Here is a 15749-nt window from a genome sequence, read left to right as displayed (position 1 = left end):
TCGTGTCGCAGTCTAACGCAAGCAGGCCCTGTACGGGGCTGTGTCGAGGGTGCCTTGCTGGCGTTGGCGCTGTGCCTGATCAGCCATGCCCGGGAGCCTGCTTGCTGGAGGCAGGGTGCCGGATGACGGCGGGCTGTTTCTCCTCTGACAGAAACGCCATGATCATCGGAGCGACACTCTGTGCGCGCGTCACCAGAAACAGGTGGCCGTCGTCGATCACATGCAGCTCCGAGTTGGGAATGCGCCAGGCCAGCAGCTTCATATTGATCAACGGAATGATCGGGTCGTCGTCACCGGCCAGAATCAGCGTCGGCTGCCGGATCTTGTGCAGCCAGTGCACGCTGGTCCAGCCCAGCCCCGCGAACAGTTGCCAGTAGTAGCCCAGCTTGCCGGAGGATCGCACCTTGGCTGCGTGCTTTTCGGCCAGATGCGGGTCGCGGCGGAAGGCGCCGCCATAGATATCGGGGGCGATGGTGACGCCGTGCGAAGGCTGAATGTAGCGCCGCGGGCTGGCCATCTTCATCAGTACGGCCGGCCGACCGGGGACCATTACGGCTCCAGCCGAGGTAGCCGCCAGAATCAGCTTCTTGCAACGCTCGGGGTGGCTGTAGGCAAACTGCTGCGCCAGCGCGCCCCCCCAGGACACGCCGATGACGTTGACCTGGGAGTAGTCGAGGTAGTCGAGCATGCGTGCGGCCAGCTTGGCCAGACCGGGGAACCGGAACGGCGTCATCGGCGTGGATGAGCCGCCGACACCGGGCACATCGAAGGCGATGACCTCCAGGTCCGGGTCCAGCGCTTCGATGAACGGAAACACCAGTTCCAGGTTGGCGCCAATGCCATTGAAGATCAGCAGCGGAGGCAGCGAGCTTGAGCCCGGGCGAACGGCTGTACGCAGGTACTGACCGTCCAGCTCGATGGTGCGAAATATGATGGACTGCGGCATGGGCTGCTCTCAGTTTTGCGCCGATCAGCGCTCGTGTACGTAAGTGCCGGGTGCGGGCTCCAGCGCCGGATACGACTCGTTGCCAAGCACCGCAGGGGCCGGCTTGCGCTTGCCGCCGCGGGCATGCAGCCAGTCCCGCCAGTATTGCCACCAGGAGTCGGACTGTTTGGTCGCGGTTTCCAGCCAGTGTTTGGCATCGCCACTCATGTCGCCGCTGGTAAAGAAGCGCGCCTTGGGGTTGCCTGGCGGATTAAGAATACTCTGGATGTGGCCGCTGGAGGACAGTACGAATTCACACTTGCCGCCCATTAGTTTGGCTGATTTGTAGCACGATTCCCATGGCGTGATGTGATCGTTTAGCCCGGCAATGACAAAGAAGTCGCTCTTGACCTGCTTCAGGTCGATCGGCGTGCCGCTGACTTCCAGTGCGCCGGGGCGGGTCAGCGGGTTGGTCTTGAACATCTCCAGGAATTCGCCGTGCAAGGCGGCCGGCAGGCGGGTGGTGTCGTTGTTCCAGAACAGGATGTCGAATACCGGCGGTTCGTTGCCCAGCAGGTAGTTGTTGACCCAGTAGTTCCAGATCAGGTCGTTGGGGCGCATCCAGGCAAAGATGCGTGCCATGTCGCGGCCTTCCAGTACGCCGCTCTGGTAGGACATGCGGCGAGCGGCCTCAATTGAGCGCTCGTCGGCAAACAGCGCGACCTGGGTCTTGAGTTCGGTATCCAGCACGCTGACCAGCAGGGTGTAGGAGTGGACCTTCTTTTCCTTCAGCGCCGCGTAGTGGCCGAGCAGGGAGACGGTGGTGATGCCGCCGGAGCAGGCGCCAAGCATGCTCAGGTCCTTGCTGCCGGTCACCTCCAGTACCACGTCGACGGCTTCCTTGAGGGCGTCGATGTAGGTACTCAGACCCCACTCACGATGGCTCTTGGTCGGGTTGCGCCAGCTGACCACGAAGCCCTGCATATGGTTGCTGACCAGGTAGCGGGCCAGGCTCTTGTCGGGTGACAGATCGAAGACGTAAAACTTGTTGATCTGCGGCGGTACCACCAGCACCGGGCGTTCATAGACTTCTTCGGTCAGTGGCTTGTACTGGATCAGTTCCAGCACCTCATTGCGGAAAATCACCGAGCCGCGAGTGGTGGCCAGGTTGCCGCCGACCTCGAAGGCATTCATGTTCACCTGGCTTGGCATGCCACCGTTGTGGGCGATGTCCTTGGCCATGTGGGTGAGACCGTCGAGGATGCTCTTGCCGCCGGTCTCGAAAAAGCGCTTGAGTGCAGCCGGATTGAGTGCGGTGTTGGTCGGCGACATAGCCTCGGTCATCAGGGCGATGACAAACTGGGCGCGGCTGATGTCCTGGGCCGACAGATCGGAGCTGGTAATCCAGCTGTTCAGTTCCTTGCGCCAGGCCAGATAGGTCTGCATGTAACGGCGGTACAGCGGGTTCTGGCTCCAGGTCGGATCGACAAAGCGGCGGTCGTCGGCACTGGGAGCCAGTTGCGAGCGACCGAGCATCACATCGGTCACCGCCATGCCGAGGCGACCCAGATGGCGAATACTGTGCAGCGGTTGTTTGACAGTTTGCCTCAGCACCATGCGGGCGGTGCTGACAAGATCACGTGCCGGAACACCAACCACGGGGTTGGGGCCGAGAATATGTTCGCTGGCCTTGTTGGCCAGATTTTCATTATTGGTTTTATCGCCCATTTTCAACGCTCCAGTCTGAGGCAGGGAAGCCGCTCCGAATGCAGTCCAGCAAGAATTGAACCAGCTTGTTGGTGTCGCATTCTTGAGACACATTAGCATGCGGCTTGATTGCTGTTAACGCCTTTTTAGGCAGGTCAACTAAACCAGAGCCATATGTCAAACAGGTGTTGAGGCGAGCGCCCCGTCAGGGGATGAAGCGGATTGCGCTGACGTCAGGGTCGCGCGATGCACCAGTCTGGTGCAGCTCGTCAAGGTAGGCTTGCCAGCGCTGCGCCTGTTCGGTGGCGAGGCGGTAGAGATAGTCCCAGCTGTAGAGGCCGCTGTCGTGACCGTCATCAAACACCAGCTTCAGGGCGTAGCGCCCGGCTGGCTCGACGCCGACCAGGGCAACGTTGATCTTGCCGGTCTGCAGGACGGGACGGCCATGTCCGCGCACCTCGGCAGAGGGTGACAGCACGCGCAGGTATTCGGCGGGCAACTGATAGCTGCGACCGTCGGCATATCCCAGCTCCAGCGTGCGCGAGGCCTTGTGCAACTTGATGCGGGTCGGGATAGGTGCAGGCATGGCAGAGTCCTGAGCTTCAAGCAGATCGCATGGCGCGCACGATCTGCTGGTCGCTTGCCGCTTGAAGCTTGCGGCTTGAGTTAAAGAATATAGCGTGACAGGTCTTCGTTGACGGCCAGCTCACCGAGGTGACTGTCGACGTAGGCGGCGTCGATAACCAGCGGCTGATCGTCGTGCTTGGCGGCCAGATCGGCGGCGCTGAACGAGACTTCTTCCAGCAGGCGCTCCAGCACCGTGTGCAGACGACGGGCACCGATGTTTTCAGTCTTCTCGTTGACCTGCCAGGCGATTTCCGCGAGGCGGCTGACGGCATCAGGGGCGAACTCGATGTTCAGGTTCTCGGTCGCCATCAGAGCGCGATACTGCTCGGTCAGCGAGGCATCCGGTTCGGTCAGGATGCGCTCAAAGTCGCTCGGCGTCAGCGATTGCAGTTCAACCCGAATCGGCAGGCGGCCCTGCAGCTCGGGAATCAGGTCCGAGGGCTTGGTCAGGTGGAAGGCGCCGGAGGCGATGAACAGGATGTGGTCGGTCTTGACCATGCCGAACTTGGTGTTGACCGTGCAACCTTCGATCAGTGGCAGCAGGTCGCGCTGTACGCCTTCGCGGGAAACGTCGGCGCCGCTGCCGCTGTCGGCCCGCTTGCTGACCTTGTCGATCTCGTCGAGGAAGACGATGCCGTTCTGCTCGACGGCGTTGATCGCGCGGGTCTTCAGGTCGTCTTCATTAACCAGGCGCGCAGCCTCTTCATCGCGCACCAGCTTGAGCGCATCGCGGACCTTGAGGGTGCGGGTTTTCTTCTTGCCCTTGCCCAGGTTGGAGAACATGTCGCGCAGCTGGCTGGTCATCTCCTCCATGCCCGGTGGGGTCATGATCTCGATGCCGGCCGGCGCGTCGGAAACTTCGATCTCGATGTCCTTGTCATCCAGCTCGCCTTCGCGCAGGCGCTTGCGGAACAGCTGACGGGTGCTGCTGTCGGTGCGCTCCGGCTGGTCGCCGGTAGCCGGGCGGGCGCCGGGCAGCAGGGCGTCGAGGATGCGCTCTTCGGCAGCGTCTTCGGCGCGGTAGCGAACCTTGGTCATCTCCTGTTCGCGCAGCAGCTTGATGGCGGCATCGACCAGATCACGGATGATGGATTCGACGTCGCGGCCGACGTACCCCACCTCGGTGAACTTGGTGGCTTCGACCTTGATGAACGGTGCCTGGGCCAGTTTCGCCAGGCGACGGGCGATTTCGGTCTTACCGACACCGGTCGGGCCGATCATCAGGATGTTCTTCGGGGTGACTTCATTGCGCAGCGCCTCGGGCAGCTGCTGGCGGCGCCAGCGGTTGCGCAGGGCGATGGCGACGGCGCGCTTGGCATCCTGCTGACCGATGATGTGTCGGTCCAGCTCGTGCACGATCTCACGGGGTGTCATGGACATGGGGTTGAATCCGGTCGCCTCAGGTATTGGCGTCCAGCTCCTCGATAGTCAGGTTGCGGTTGGTATAGATGCAGATGTCGCCGGCAATGTTGAGGCTGGTTTCGACGATCTCGCGAGCAGACAGCTCGGTGTGCATCAGCAGGGCGCGCGCGGCGGATTGCGCGTAGGGGCCACCGGAACCGATGGCGATCAACCCTTCTTCAGGCTCGATGACATCGCCGTTGCCGGTGATGATCAGCGAGGCGTCCTTGTTGGCGACGGCAAGCAGGGCTTCCAGCTTGCGCAGGGCGCGGTCGGTGCGCCAGTCCTTGGCCAGCTCGACGGCGGCGCGGACGAGGTTGCCCTGGTGTTTTTCCAGTTGGGCTTCAAAGCGTTCGAACAGGGTAAAGGCATCGGCGGTACCACCGGCGAAACCGGCAATGACCTGATCCTTGTAGAGGCGGCGTACCTTGCGGGCGTTGCCCTTCATGACGGTGTTGCCGAGGGATACCTGGCCGTCACCACCGATCACGACCTTGCCGTGGCGGCGTACGGATACGATTGTAGTCACGCGCAACTCCTGGTTGGCTGTGGGGGAAAAAGTGGCAGGATCGCTGCCTTGCATCCTGATCTGGGGGCACTGATCAGGATTTCAAGGCAAAGCTGGATGCGCCCGAGCAACGGGCGCGAGAGGCTCAGCGCTGTTGCGGCAGCAGGTTGCTGAAGCCGTTGCCGCTGAGGGTGCGCTGGGCCTGGGTCATGCTGTCCTTGTTGTTGAACGGGCCAACCTGAACGCGGTACCACTGGTCGCCATTGATGGTGGCGTTCTCCAGTTTCACGTCCATGCCCAGCAGCAGGATCTGCGCGCGCAGCTGGTCGGCATCCGAACGCTGGCGGAAGGAGCCCGCCTGCAGGTAATAGGATGGCCCGCTTGAGGCCGGTTTGCTGGCCTCGGGCGCCGGTGTTGGTGCCGGCGTAGTCTGCGTCGCCTGCTGCGGAGTGCTGACCTCGGACTCCGGCAGCAGGGTGTAGAAATCGTACTGCGGCTTGGGCGTCGTTGGGGGCGCGGCGGGTGTGTTGCTTGGCTTGGGTGGCTCGGGCGAGCGTCGGACCCCCTCGCGGCCCGGTTCGAGTTGCAGCAGGAAGGTAACGAACACACCAATCACCAGACCGCTGACCAGCCACAACCAGCCAGGAATGCCTTTGCGCCGTGGCGCTGATTGCGCGCGGCTGGCGCCGCGGCGAGGGGCTTTGCGTCCTTTTGCCATGCCCTTACATACGCTCCAGAGTGTTGATGCCCAACAGGTTCAGACCCTGCTTGAGGGTACGGCCGGTCAGTGCTGCCAGGCGCAGACGGCTGTCGCGCTGGGTCTCGCTGTCCGCTGCGAGGATCGGGCACTGTTCATAGAAGCTGGAGAAGCGACCGGCCAGCTCGTACAGATAGGTGCAGAGTACGTGCGGGGTGCCTTCGCGAGCAACGTAATTCAGCGTGGCGTTGAATTGCGCCAGATGCGCGCCCAGCTCGGTCTCGGCCGGCTCGACCAGAGCCATAGGTGCCAGATCGGCGACCGAATCCATGCTGCGTTCCAATTTGCGGAATACGCTGGCAACACGGGTATAGGCGTACATCATGTAGGGCGCGGTATTGCCCTCGAAGCTCAGCATCAGGTCGAAGTTGAAGCTGTAGTCGCTGCTGCGGTGCTTGGAGAGGTCGGCGTACTTGACCGCGCCGATACCCACGGCGGTGCCGATGGCGCGCAGCTCGTCGGACGGCAGCTCCGGGTTCTTCTCTTTAACCAGGCGCAGAGCACGCTGCTCTGCCTCGTCGAGCAGGTCGACCAGCTTGACGGTGCCGCCGTCGCGGGTCTTGAACGGCTTGCCGTCGGCACCGTTCATGGTGCCGAAGCCCATGTGCTCAAGTTGCATGTCGGCGGGAACAAAGCCGGCTGCCCGGGCCACGGCAAACACCTGCTGGAAGTGCAGCGCCTGACGCTGATCGACAAAGTACAGCACCCGGTTGGCATGCAGCTCGGCATGGCGGTAGCGCATGGCGGCCAGGTCGGTGGTGGCATACAGATAGCCGCCGCCGGCCTTTTGTACGATCACCGGCAGCGGGTTGCCCTCGGCGTTCTTGAACTGCTCGAGGAATACGCACTGGGCGCCATCGCTCTCGGTCAGCAGACCGGCGCTACGCAGATCGGCAACGATGCCCGGCAGATCGGCGTTGTAGGCGCTTTCGCCGCGCACATCTGCGGGCGTCAGGCTGACGCCGAGGCGGTCGTAGACGGCCTGGCAATGGCCGAGGGAAATGCTGTTGAAGCGTTCCCACAGAGCGAGACAGGATGGCTCGCCAGCCTGCAGGTCGACCACGCGCTGGCGCGCGCGGGCGGCGAAGTCTTCGCTCTCGTCGAAGCGCTTCTTGGCCTGGCGGTAGAAATTCTCCAGATCGCCCAGCTCGGCTTCGGCGTCGACGCTGTGCTCTTCCATATAGGCCAGCAGCATGCCGAACTGGGTGCCCCAGTCGCCCACATGATTCTGACGGATCACGGTGTGGCCGAGGAATTCTAGGATGCGGGCAACGGCGTCACCGATGATCGAGGAGCGCAGATGGCCGACGTGCATCTCCTTGGCCAGGTTTGGCGAGGAGTAATCGACGACGACGCGCTGGGCGGGAACCTCGGCGCGCACGCTCAGTTGCGGGTCGGCCAGCGCGGCTTCAAGCTGACCGGCCAGCCAGCCGGCATCCTGGAAGAAGTTGATAAAGCCCGGGCCGGCGATGTTGACCGACGCCACCGCCTGATGGGCGGGCAGGGCGGCGATCAGCTTCTCGGCCAGATCGCGCGGCTTCATGCCGGCCGGCTTGGCCAGCATCATCGCCAGGTTGCTGGCGAAGTCGCCGTGGGCCTTGTCGCGCGCGTTCTCGACCTGAATGGAGGGCGAAAGGTCGGTCGGCAGGACGCCGTCGGCCTTGAGGCGGTCTACAGCATCGGCAAGCAGTTGGCTGATCAGGTTCTTCATTTAATGGAGTATCCGGCAGGTGCCCAGTGAAAACCCGACATTATCCGTTTTATGGGGCGGCTTGCCAAACCCTGTGGTCGGGTGGGGTTGGGTTTAGGACGCTCCGCGTCCGGTGGGGCGGGCCGCTTTTGTGCCGTTGCTTAGTCGGCCTTTCGCCTTTTACGGCGAGCCAAGGGGGGTTGCTTGCCCAGCCCCCCTTGGCGATCCCCCGGGGCACCCGGCTACGCGGCCCTGCGGGTTCGCTGCGTTGCTCGGCTTGGCAGGGGCCGGCAGAACTCGGCTCTTCGAGCCTCAAACAGGCTGCCGTCCTTTTTCCTGCCAATCCTGTGCTACTCGCCCGCGTAAACGGGGAGTCGGTCCGTGCGGTTGTCATGCCTTGCACGCAGCTCTTCTGATCGTTCCCACGCTCTGCGTGGGAATGCCTCAAGGACGCTCTGCGTCCGGTTTGATGGACTCTGAGAGTCATCACTCCACTGCTAAAACATATCCAACGGATCAATATCAATCGACCAGCGCACCTTGCGCGCCAGTGGGTGCTGTTCCAGCAGCGGCAGCAGCATGTGCACCAACTGATGCAGGACTGAGCGCTGGGCGGCCTGCATTAGCAGTTGGGCGCGATGGCGACCGGCGCGGCGTTCCATCGGTGAGGGCACCGGGCCGAGCAGGTCGATTTCGGGCAGCTGATGCTGACTGATCAGGCTTTCGGCTTGCTCCAGTGCGGCATCGAGAAACGCTTCGGCGGCGCTGGCCTGATTGGCTTCGGCGCGCAGCAGCGCCATGAAGCGGTACGGCGGCAACTGGGCCAGTTCGCGTTCGGCCAGCTCGCGTTCGGCAATCGCCGGGTAGCCGCGCTCAGTCAGCTCGATCAACAGCGGATGCTCCGCCATATGGGTCTGGATGATCACTTGCCCCGGTTTCTCTGCGCGTCCGGCGCGTCCGGCGACCTGGGTGATCATCTGTGCCATGCGCTCCGGGCCGCGGAAGTCGGCAGAGAACAGCCCGCCGTCGGCGTCCAGAATGGCCACCAGCGTGACGTTGGGGAAGTGGTGCCCCTTGGCGAGCATCTGGGTGCCGACCAGAATGCACGGCTTGGCGCTCTGGATGGTTTCCATCATGTCCTGCATGGCGCGCTTGCGGCTCATGCTCTCGCGATCGATGCGCAGTACCGGGAAATGCGGAAAGCGCTCCTTGAGAAACTCTTCGGTGCGTTCGGTGCCAGCGCCAAGCGGACGCAGGTCTTCGCTTTGGCATTTCGGGCAGTGACGGTCGAGCGGACGCTGGCTGCTGCAATGGTGACAATGCAGGTGCGGCGGTGACTGGTGCACGGTCATGCGCGCGTCGCAGCGGCGGCATTCGGCAATCCAGCCGCAGTCGTGGCACATCAGGGTCGGGGCAAAGCCGCGGCGGTTGATGAACACCAGGACCTGATTGCCGCGCTTGAGGTGTTCGCCGACCAGCTCGGTCAACGGGCGGGAGAGGCCGCCTTCCAGTGGGCGACTGCGGATGTCGAGGCACTGGAAGGTTGGGGCCTTGGCATTGCCGGCGCGAATGGTCAGGCGCAGGTGCCGGTAGCGGCCCTGTTGCACGTTGTGCAGGCTCTCGAACGATGGCGTCGCCGAGCCGAGGATCACCGGGACCTGTTCCAGATGGCCGCGGTAGACCGCGAGATCCCGCGCGTTGTAGCGCAGACCGTCCTGCTGTTTATAGGAAAGGTCGTGTTCCTCATCGACGATGATCAGGCCGGGCCGCGCCAGCGGGGTGAAGATCGCCGAGCGGGTACCAATAACAATGGATGCGTCGCCGTCGCGGGCAGCGATCCAGGCATCCAGTCGCTCGCGATCATTCAGGCCGGAATGGAGAATCACCACCGGTGCGCTGAAGCGCTGTTGAAAGCGGCTCAGGGTTTGGGGGGTCAGGCCGATCTCCGGGATCAGTACCAGCGCCTGGTGGCCGCTGAGCAGGCAGCGCTCAATGGCCTGCAGATAGACCTCGGTCTTGCCGCTGCCGGTTACCCCTTCCAGCAGCCAGGTATGAAAGCCCTCGGCACCGAGAATCGCGTCCAGTGCCGCCTGCTGTTCGGCGTTGGCAGTAAGGTGCGCCTGCCTTAATAAAGGCAGCGGTTCGGCGACATGGTGAGGTGAGCGCTCAATGCGCTGTACCAGGCCCTTGCTCTCAAGGGTAACCAGCGTGTCGCGGCTCAGCCCCCATTGACCGATCAGCGCGTGGGACAGGCCATGCGGATGCTGGGCGAGAATCTGCACCGCCTGCTTTTGCTTGGGCGCACGTTGCACCGCCGGGTGCTCGGGGTAGGCGCCGGGCTGCAGCTGCCAGAGCTGGTCCTGACGGGCTAACGCCGGTTCGCCCTGGCGCAGCAGGACCGGCAGGGCGACACTGAGAGTATCGCCCAGGCCGTGCTGGTAGTAGCGCGCGGTCCATAGACATAGGCGCCAGAGGCTGTCGGGCAGAACTGGCGTCAGGTCGAGTAGTGCCTCGGCGGGCTTGAGTCGATTGGCCGGTACCTCGGTGTGGTCACTGATGCCGGCAATCATGCCCACCATGGCGCGATTGCCGAACGGTACGCGAACCCGCTGGCCCACCTGCAGGTCGGCCGCACTGACTCCCCGCGGCGCGCGGTAGTCGAACAGGCGTCTCAGCGGTGAGGGCAGGGCAACTTGCAGGATAGGTCCGGTCACGCAGATCACTCCATGGGGCGTGGCGCTGATGTTACCACCGACGGGCGCAAAACAATGGTGCTTGCTTCGCTGGCGGATTCTGTTATCATCGCCGGCCTATTTTCCGGTCACTCTGTATGCGCCGCTTGCGGCATGCAGTCACTTGGCTGGTAGAACAGATTCAGAGTGCGGTGCCCGATCAGGTTGATCCGGTGGCGGCACAAACCAACCGAGGACATACCATGAAAGCTGATTTGCATCCGAAGTACGAAGAAATCGAAGCGACCTGCAGCTGCGGCGCGGTGATCAAGACCCGTTCCACCCTGTGCGCTCCGATCCACCTGGACGTCTGCTCCGAGTGCCACCCGTTCTACACCGGTAAGCAGAAGGTTCTGGACACCGGCGGCCGTATCGAGCGCTTCAAGGCTCGCTTTGGTGCGGTCAGCAGCAAGTAAGTTTGCCATGCAGGCCCTTGTGGTTCTGGCGAACGAAAAGAAGGCGTCCCTTGTGGGCGCCTTTTTTCTTGCCTGCAGTTTACTGGCTGGCTGCGTTCAGGCTGACCCGCCACAGGCTTCCTGCGTCATGCCGCCGGGCGTTGAGACGGTGTCTGTACGCAGCGTTACTGATGGCGACACCCTGCGTTTGACCGATGGCCGCCGGCTGCGGCTGGCGGGTATCAATACCCCCGAGATCGGGCGTGACGGCAAGGCGTCGGAGCCCTGGGCGCAGGCCGCGCGGCGCGAGCTGCTGGCGCTGGTCAACGGCGAGTCGCTGCAGCTCAAGGTCGGTGATGATCCGCGGGATCATTACGGTCGTACGCTGGGCTACCTGTTCGACAGCCACGGCCGCAGCGTTGAGGCGGAGCTGCTGCAGTCCGGTCTTGGTTATGCGGTCGTCATTCCGCCCAATGATGCGTTGGCCGAGTGCCACCTGGCGGCTGAGGCGAATGCGCGTCAGGCTCGGCGAGGGCTCTGGCAGTCTGGTGTGGTGCGCCCGGTGACGCACCTTGATCGTGGTGGCTTTCAGTTGCTGCGTGGCAGCGTCGTTGCGGTCAGTCAGGCCCGTCAGGCGATCTGGATCGACTTGGAAGGGCCGCTGACGCTCAGGCTGGCCCGCCGGGACCTGGTGAACTTTGCGTCTGCGCCGGGCGCCAGTTGGGTTGGGCGAGAGATTGAAGTGCGTGGCTGGGTAGTTGACCGTCGCGAACAGCAAAACGGTTTTCGCCGCTACATGATCAGCCTGCGCCACCCCGCTCAGCTACACCTGTTCAGCAGTGACTGACAACGTCAAGATGACTCAAAGTTGTAAGAGAATGTCCTTGACATTGATCTCGTGAATAACCTTGCGAGGGTGTTTCGTTTTATGTACTCTCCGTCGTCCGCATGAGCAACCTGACCGGAAAATAGTGACCATGTCTGATTTGAGAACTGATGCACTCGCCTATCACGCCAACCCGCGTCCAGGCAAACTGAGCGTTGAACTGACCAAGCCGACCGCGACTGCCCGCGATCTGGCTCTGGCGTACAGCCCGGGTGTAGCAGAGCCGGTGCGTGAAATCGCCAAGGATCTGGAAAACGCCTACAAATACACCGGTAAGGGTAACCTGGTTGCCGTTATCTCTGACGGTACTGCCATTCTGGGGCTGGGTAACCTCGGCCCGCTGGCGAGTAAGCCGGTTATGGAAGGCAAGGGTGTTCTGTTCAAGCGCTTTGCAGGCGTTGACGTATTCGACATCGAAGTTGAAGCCGAAAGCCCGCAAGCCTTCATTGATACCGTCAAGCGCATTTCCTGCACCTTCGGTGGTATCAACCTGGAAGACATCAAGGCGCCCGAGTGCTTTGAAATCGAGCGCGCGCTGATTGAGCAGTGCGACATTCCGGTATTCCACGATGACCAGCACGGTACTGCGATCGTAACCGCAGCCGCGATGATCAACGCGCTGGAACTGGCCGACAAGACCATCGAAGACGCCAAGATCGTCTGCCTGGGTGCCGGTGCTGCTGCTATCGCCTGTATGAAGCTGCTGGTCAGCATGGGCGCCAAGACCGAAAACATCTACATGCTCGACCGCAAGGGCGTGATCCACGCTGGCCGTGATGACCTGAACGAGTACAAGGCCATCTTCGCCACCGAGACTGACAAGCGCACCCTGTCCGACGCCATGAAAGGTGCTGACGTATTCGTTGGTCTGTCTGGTCCGAATCTGCTGCAACCGGCTGAGCTGAAGCTGATGGCTGAAAATCCGATCGTGTTCGCCTGCTCGAACCCGGATCCGGAGATCGATCCCGAGCTGGCTCACGCTTCGCGTCCTGACGTGATCATGGCTACTGGCCGCTCCGACTACCCGAACCAGGTTAACAATGTTCTGGGCTTCCCCTTCATCTTCCGTGGTGCCCTGGACGTTCGCGCGACCCGCATCAACGAAGAAATGAAGATCGCTGCGGTTCACGCTATCCGTGAACTGGCCAAAGAGCCGGTGCCGGACTACGTTTCCGAAGCGTACGGCGGGATTGCTCTGGAATTCGGTCGTGAGTACATCATTCCGAAGCCGATGGATATTCGCCTGATCGAGAAGGTGCCGGCTGCCGTTGCGCAAGCTGCCATCGACTCCGGTGTGGCGACTCTGCCTTATCCGGCGCACTACCCGCTGAAGTCTGTTGAAGACGTGAAGTAAGCGCTTGGTGCAAGAAAAGCCCGCTTCGGCGGGTTTTTTTGTGTCTGCGCAGTCGTCTCGTTGTTCGGGTGGGTGTGAGTTGCGGGTTGCAGGTTTGGTCTGCGGCCGGACTGGTCGTCGCAGGCGCAACGCCTGCAAGCGGCTTATTTATCGTTCGGTGTGAATTGCTGAAAAAAGGCTTGACGGAAAATCTAATGGGCCTATAATTCGCCTCCTCGTCGGGCAGGATGCTTCGCTTAAAGCGCTTATTAATCAATAAGTTAGCTTGAAAATGAAGCTTGACAGTCCGGCGAGATGGCGTAGAATGCGCCGCCTCGAAAGGGTTGTTCGAAAGACGCCAGTTCGAGAGAGATGAGAAGTTCTCATCAGGTTGTTTGGAAGGTGTTGACAGCGGGGTTTGATCCTGTAGAATGCGCCTCCCTGGCCCGGAAAGCGAAGGCTTTTCCAGGTTGCTCAAGCGGGTTTTGAAGCGGTTAAAAACTTCAAATAAAAGCTTGACAGAACATAAGGTTAGCGTAAAATTCGCGGCCTTGGTTGAGCGGAAACGCTGACCGAATCGCTCTTTAACAATTTGAATCAAGTAATTCGTGTGGGTGCTTGCTGAATGTGCTCGATGATCAGAAAGATTATCAGCCTAGCAAGTAACTCTGTGAATTCATGAGTTTTTTGTAAAGCTGAGCCAAGTTTAGGGTTTTCTCAAAACCCAATCAGTATTTAACTGAAGAGTTTGATCATGGCTCAGATTGAACGCTGGCGGCAGGCCTAACACATGCAAGTCGAGCGGATGAAGGGAGCTTGCTCCTGGATTTAGCGGCGGACGGGTGAGTAATGCCTAGGAATCTGCCTGGTAGTGGGGGACAACGACTCGAAAGGGTCGCTAATACCGCATACGTCCTACGGGAGAAAGTGGGGGATCTTCGGACCTCACGCTATCAGATGAGCCTAGGTCGGATTAGCTTGTAGGTGAGGTAATGGCTCACCTAGGCAACGATCCGTAACTGGTCTGAGAGGATGATCAGTCACACTGGAACTGAGACACGGTCCAGACTCCTACGGGAGGCAGCAGTGGGGAATATTGGACAATGGGCGAAAGCCTGATCCAGCCATGCCGCGTGTGTGAAGAAGGTCTTCGGATTGTAAAGCACTTTAAGTTGGGAGGAAGGGTTGTAGTCTAATACGCTGCAATCTTGACGTTACCAACAGAATAAGCACCGGCTAACTCTGTGCCAGCAGCCGCGGTAATACAGAGGGTGCAAGCGTTAATCGGAATTACTGGGCGTAAAGCGCGCGTAGGCGGCTTGATAAGATGGGTGTGAAATCCCCGGGCTTAACCTGGGAACTGCATCCATAACTGTCTGGCTAGAGTACAGTAGAGGGTGGTGGAATTTCCTGTGTAGCGGTGAAATGCGTAGATATAGGAAGGAACACCAGTGGCGAAGGCGACCACCTGGACTGATACTGACGCTGAGGTGCGAAAGCGTGGGGAGCAAACAGGATTAGATACCCTGGTAGTCCACGCCGTAAACGATGTCTACTAGCCGTTGGAATCCTTGAGATTTTAGTGGCGCAGCTAACGCACTAAGTAGACCGCCTGGGGAGTACGGTCGCAAGATTAAAACTCAAATGAATTGACGGGGGCCCGCACAAGCGGTGGAGCATGTGGTTTAATTCGAAGCAACGCGAAGAACCTTACCTGGCCTTGACATGCAGAGAACTTTCCAGAGATGGATTGGTGCCTTCGGGAACTCTGACACAGGTGCTGCATGGCTGTCGTCAGCTCGTGTCGTGAGATGTTGGGTTAAGTCCCGTAACGAGCGCAACCCTTGTCCTTAGTTACCAGCACGTTATGGTGGGCACTCTAAGGAGACTGCCGGTGACAAACCGGAGGAAGGTGGGGATGACGTCAAGTCATCATGGCCCTTACGGCCAGGGCTACACACGTGCTACAATGGTCGGTACAGAGGGTTGCCAAGCCGCGAGGTGGAGCTAATCCCATAAAACCGATCGTAGTCCGGATTGGAGTCTGCAACTCGACTCCATGAAGTCGGAATCGCTAGTAATCGTGGATCAGAATGCCACGGTGAATACGTTCCCGGGCCTTGTACACACCGCCCGTCACACCATGGGAGTGGGTTGCACCAGAAGTAGCTAGTCTAACCTTCGGGAGGACGGTTACCACGGTGTGATTCATGACTGGGGTGAAGTCGTAACAAGGTAGCCGTAGGGGAACCTGCGGCTGGATCACCTCCTTAATCGAAAGATCTCGGCTGTTCCTCAAGCACTCACACGAATTACTTGATTCAGAAAGAAAGGCGATTGGGTCTGTAGCTCAGTTGGTTAGAGCGCACCCCTGATAAGGGTGAGGTCGGCAGTTCGAATCTGCCCAGACCCACCAATTGTCGAGGTGTAAGGTCTGAACGGGGCCATAGCTCAGCTGGGAGAGCGCCTGCCTTGCACGCAGGAGGTCAGCGGTTCGATCCCGCTTGGCTCCACCAGGACGACGCAGCACACGCCATAGAATGGAACTCAGAGTTCATATATGAACAATCAAACCCTTGATTGTTGATATCTGGTCTCTGAACCAGACGCTCTTTAAAAATTTGGATATGTGATAGAAGTACAGACACATGGCATGTTTCACTGCATGCAATGTGGCTAAGGTAAACTTGTAATCTCAAGTGCAAGTTCCGGAATTGTCGTTAATTCTGTTTTAAACCGATATCACTGAATAATCTGAGTTAAGTAATTAACTTAAGATTGTTTGGGG

At 60.4% G+C, this 15749-nt stretch carries 11 protein-coding genes, 2 tRNA genes and 1 rRNA gene; 6 read left to right on the top strand and 8 right to left on the bottom strand.

Translation table 11 applies throughout. From position 1 onward, the window contains the following. Positions 1-79: 79 nt before the first annotated feature. The 8 genes from phaZ to ACZ5WQ_RS12465 form a co-directional block, all read right to left on the bottom strand. Positions 80-946, bottom strand: coding sequence for a poly(3-hydroxyalkanoate) depolymerase (gene phaZ / locus ACZ5WQ_RS12500; protein ID WP_464382405.1), 867 nt, complete (start codon positions 944-946; stop codon positions 80-82). A 24-nt stretch (positions 947-970) separates the two neighbouring features. Next, positions 971-2653 carry a class II poly(R)-hydroxyalkanoic acid synthase gene (gene phaC / locus ACZ5WQ_RS12495; RefSeq protein ID WP_464382404.1) on the bottom strand — a complete coding sequence of 561 codons (1683 nt, stop codon included), beginning with the start codon at positions 2651-2653 and terminating at the stop codon, positions 971-973. Between the two features lie 184 nt (positions 2654-2837). Then, a complete protein-coding gene (locus ACZ5WQ_RS12490; protein WP_228247033.1) occupies positions 2838-3218 on the bottom strand; it encodes a gamma-butyrobetaine hydroxylase family protein in 381 nt (126 codons plus the stop codon). 80 nt (positions 3219-3298) lie between these two features. Next, entirely contained in the window at positions 3299-4639 is a 1341-nt protein-coding gene (gene hslU, locus ACZ5WQ_RS12485) for an ATP-dependent protease ATPase subunit HslU (RefSeq protein ID WP_228247032.1), read from the bottom strand. 19 nt (positions 4640-4658) lie between these two features. Next, on the bottom strand, positions 4659-5189 hold the full coding sequence (gene hslV / locus ACZ5WQ_RS12480) for an ATP-dependent protease subunit HslV (RefSeq protein WP_088276135.1): 531 nt from the start codon (positions 5187-5189) through the stop codon (positions 4659-4661). Positions 5190-5313: 124 nt separating this feature from the next. After that, the gene (locus ACZ5WQ_RS12475) at positions 5314-5886 is read right to left on the bottom strand and encodes an SPOR domain-containing protein (protein WP_233048483.1); all 573 of its coding nucleotides are present in this window, start codon (positions 5884-5886) and stop codon (positions 5314-5316) included. A 4-nt stretch (positions 5887-5890) separates the two neighbouring features. Then, on the bottom strand, positions 5891-7636 hold the full coding sequence (gene argS / locus ACZ5WQ_RS12470) for an arginine--tRNA ligase (RefSeq protein ID WP_464382403.1): 1746 nt from the start codon (positions 7634-7636) through the stop codon (positions 5891-5893). Between the two features lie 476 nt (positions 7637-8112). Further along, positions 8113-10329, bottom strand: a complete 2217-nt coding sequence (locus ACZ5WQ_RS12465) for a primosomal protein N' (RefSeq protein ID WP_464382402.1) — start codon at positions 10327-10329, stop codon at positions 8113-8115. Between the two features lie 221 nt (positions 10330-10550). Between ACZ5WQ_RS12465 and rpmE the strand changes: the two genes are divergently transcribed. From rpmE to ACZ5WQ_RS12435, 6 genes are all read left to right on the top strand, one after another. After that, positions 10551-10763, top strand: coding sequence for a 50S ribosomal protein L31 (gene rpmE, locus ACZ5WQ_RS12460; RefSeq protein ID WP_088276158.1), 213 nt, complete (start codon positions 10551-10553; stop codon positions 10761-10763). Positions 10764-10770: 7 nt separating this feature from the next. Continuing rightward, the gene (locus ACZ5WQ_RS12455; RefSeq protein ID WP_464382401.1) at positions 10771-11589 is read left to right on the top strand and encodes a thermonuclease family protein; all 819 of its coding nucleotides are present in this window, start codon (positions 10771-10773) and stop codon (positions 11587-11589) included. Between the two features lie 130 nt (positions 11590-11719). Continuing rightward, the gene (locus ACZ5WQ_RS12450; protein WP_088276140.1) at positions 11720-12982 is read left to right on the top strand and encodes a malic enzyme-like NAD(P)-binding protein; all 1263 of its coding nucleotides are present in this window, start codon (positions 11720-11722) and stop codon (positions 12980-12982) included. Between the two features lie 715 nt (positions 12983-13697). Then, positions 13698-15234 (top strand): 16S ribosomal RNA (locus ACZ5WQ_RS12445). A gap of 66 nt (positions 15235-15300) precedes the next feature. After that, positions 15301-15377: transfer RNA gene (locus tag ACZ5WQ_RS12440), tRNA-Ile, on the top strand. Between the two features lie 24 nt (positions 15378-15401). Then, positions 15402-15477 (top strand) — tRNA-Ala (locus ACZ5WQ_RS12435). The last annotated feature ends 272 nt before the right edge of the window (positions 15478-15749 follow it).

The organism is Halopseudomonas sp. T1L2 (genome assembly GCF_055397385.1).
The sequence above is the reverse complement of the archived record's forward strand: the minus strand, read 5'-3'. Positions and strand labels throughout refer to the sequence as shown.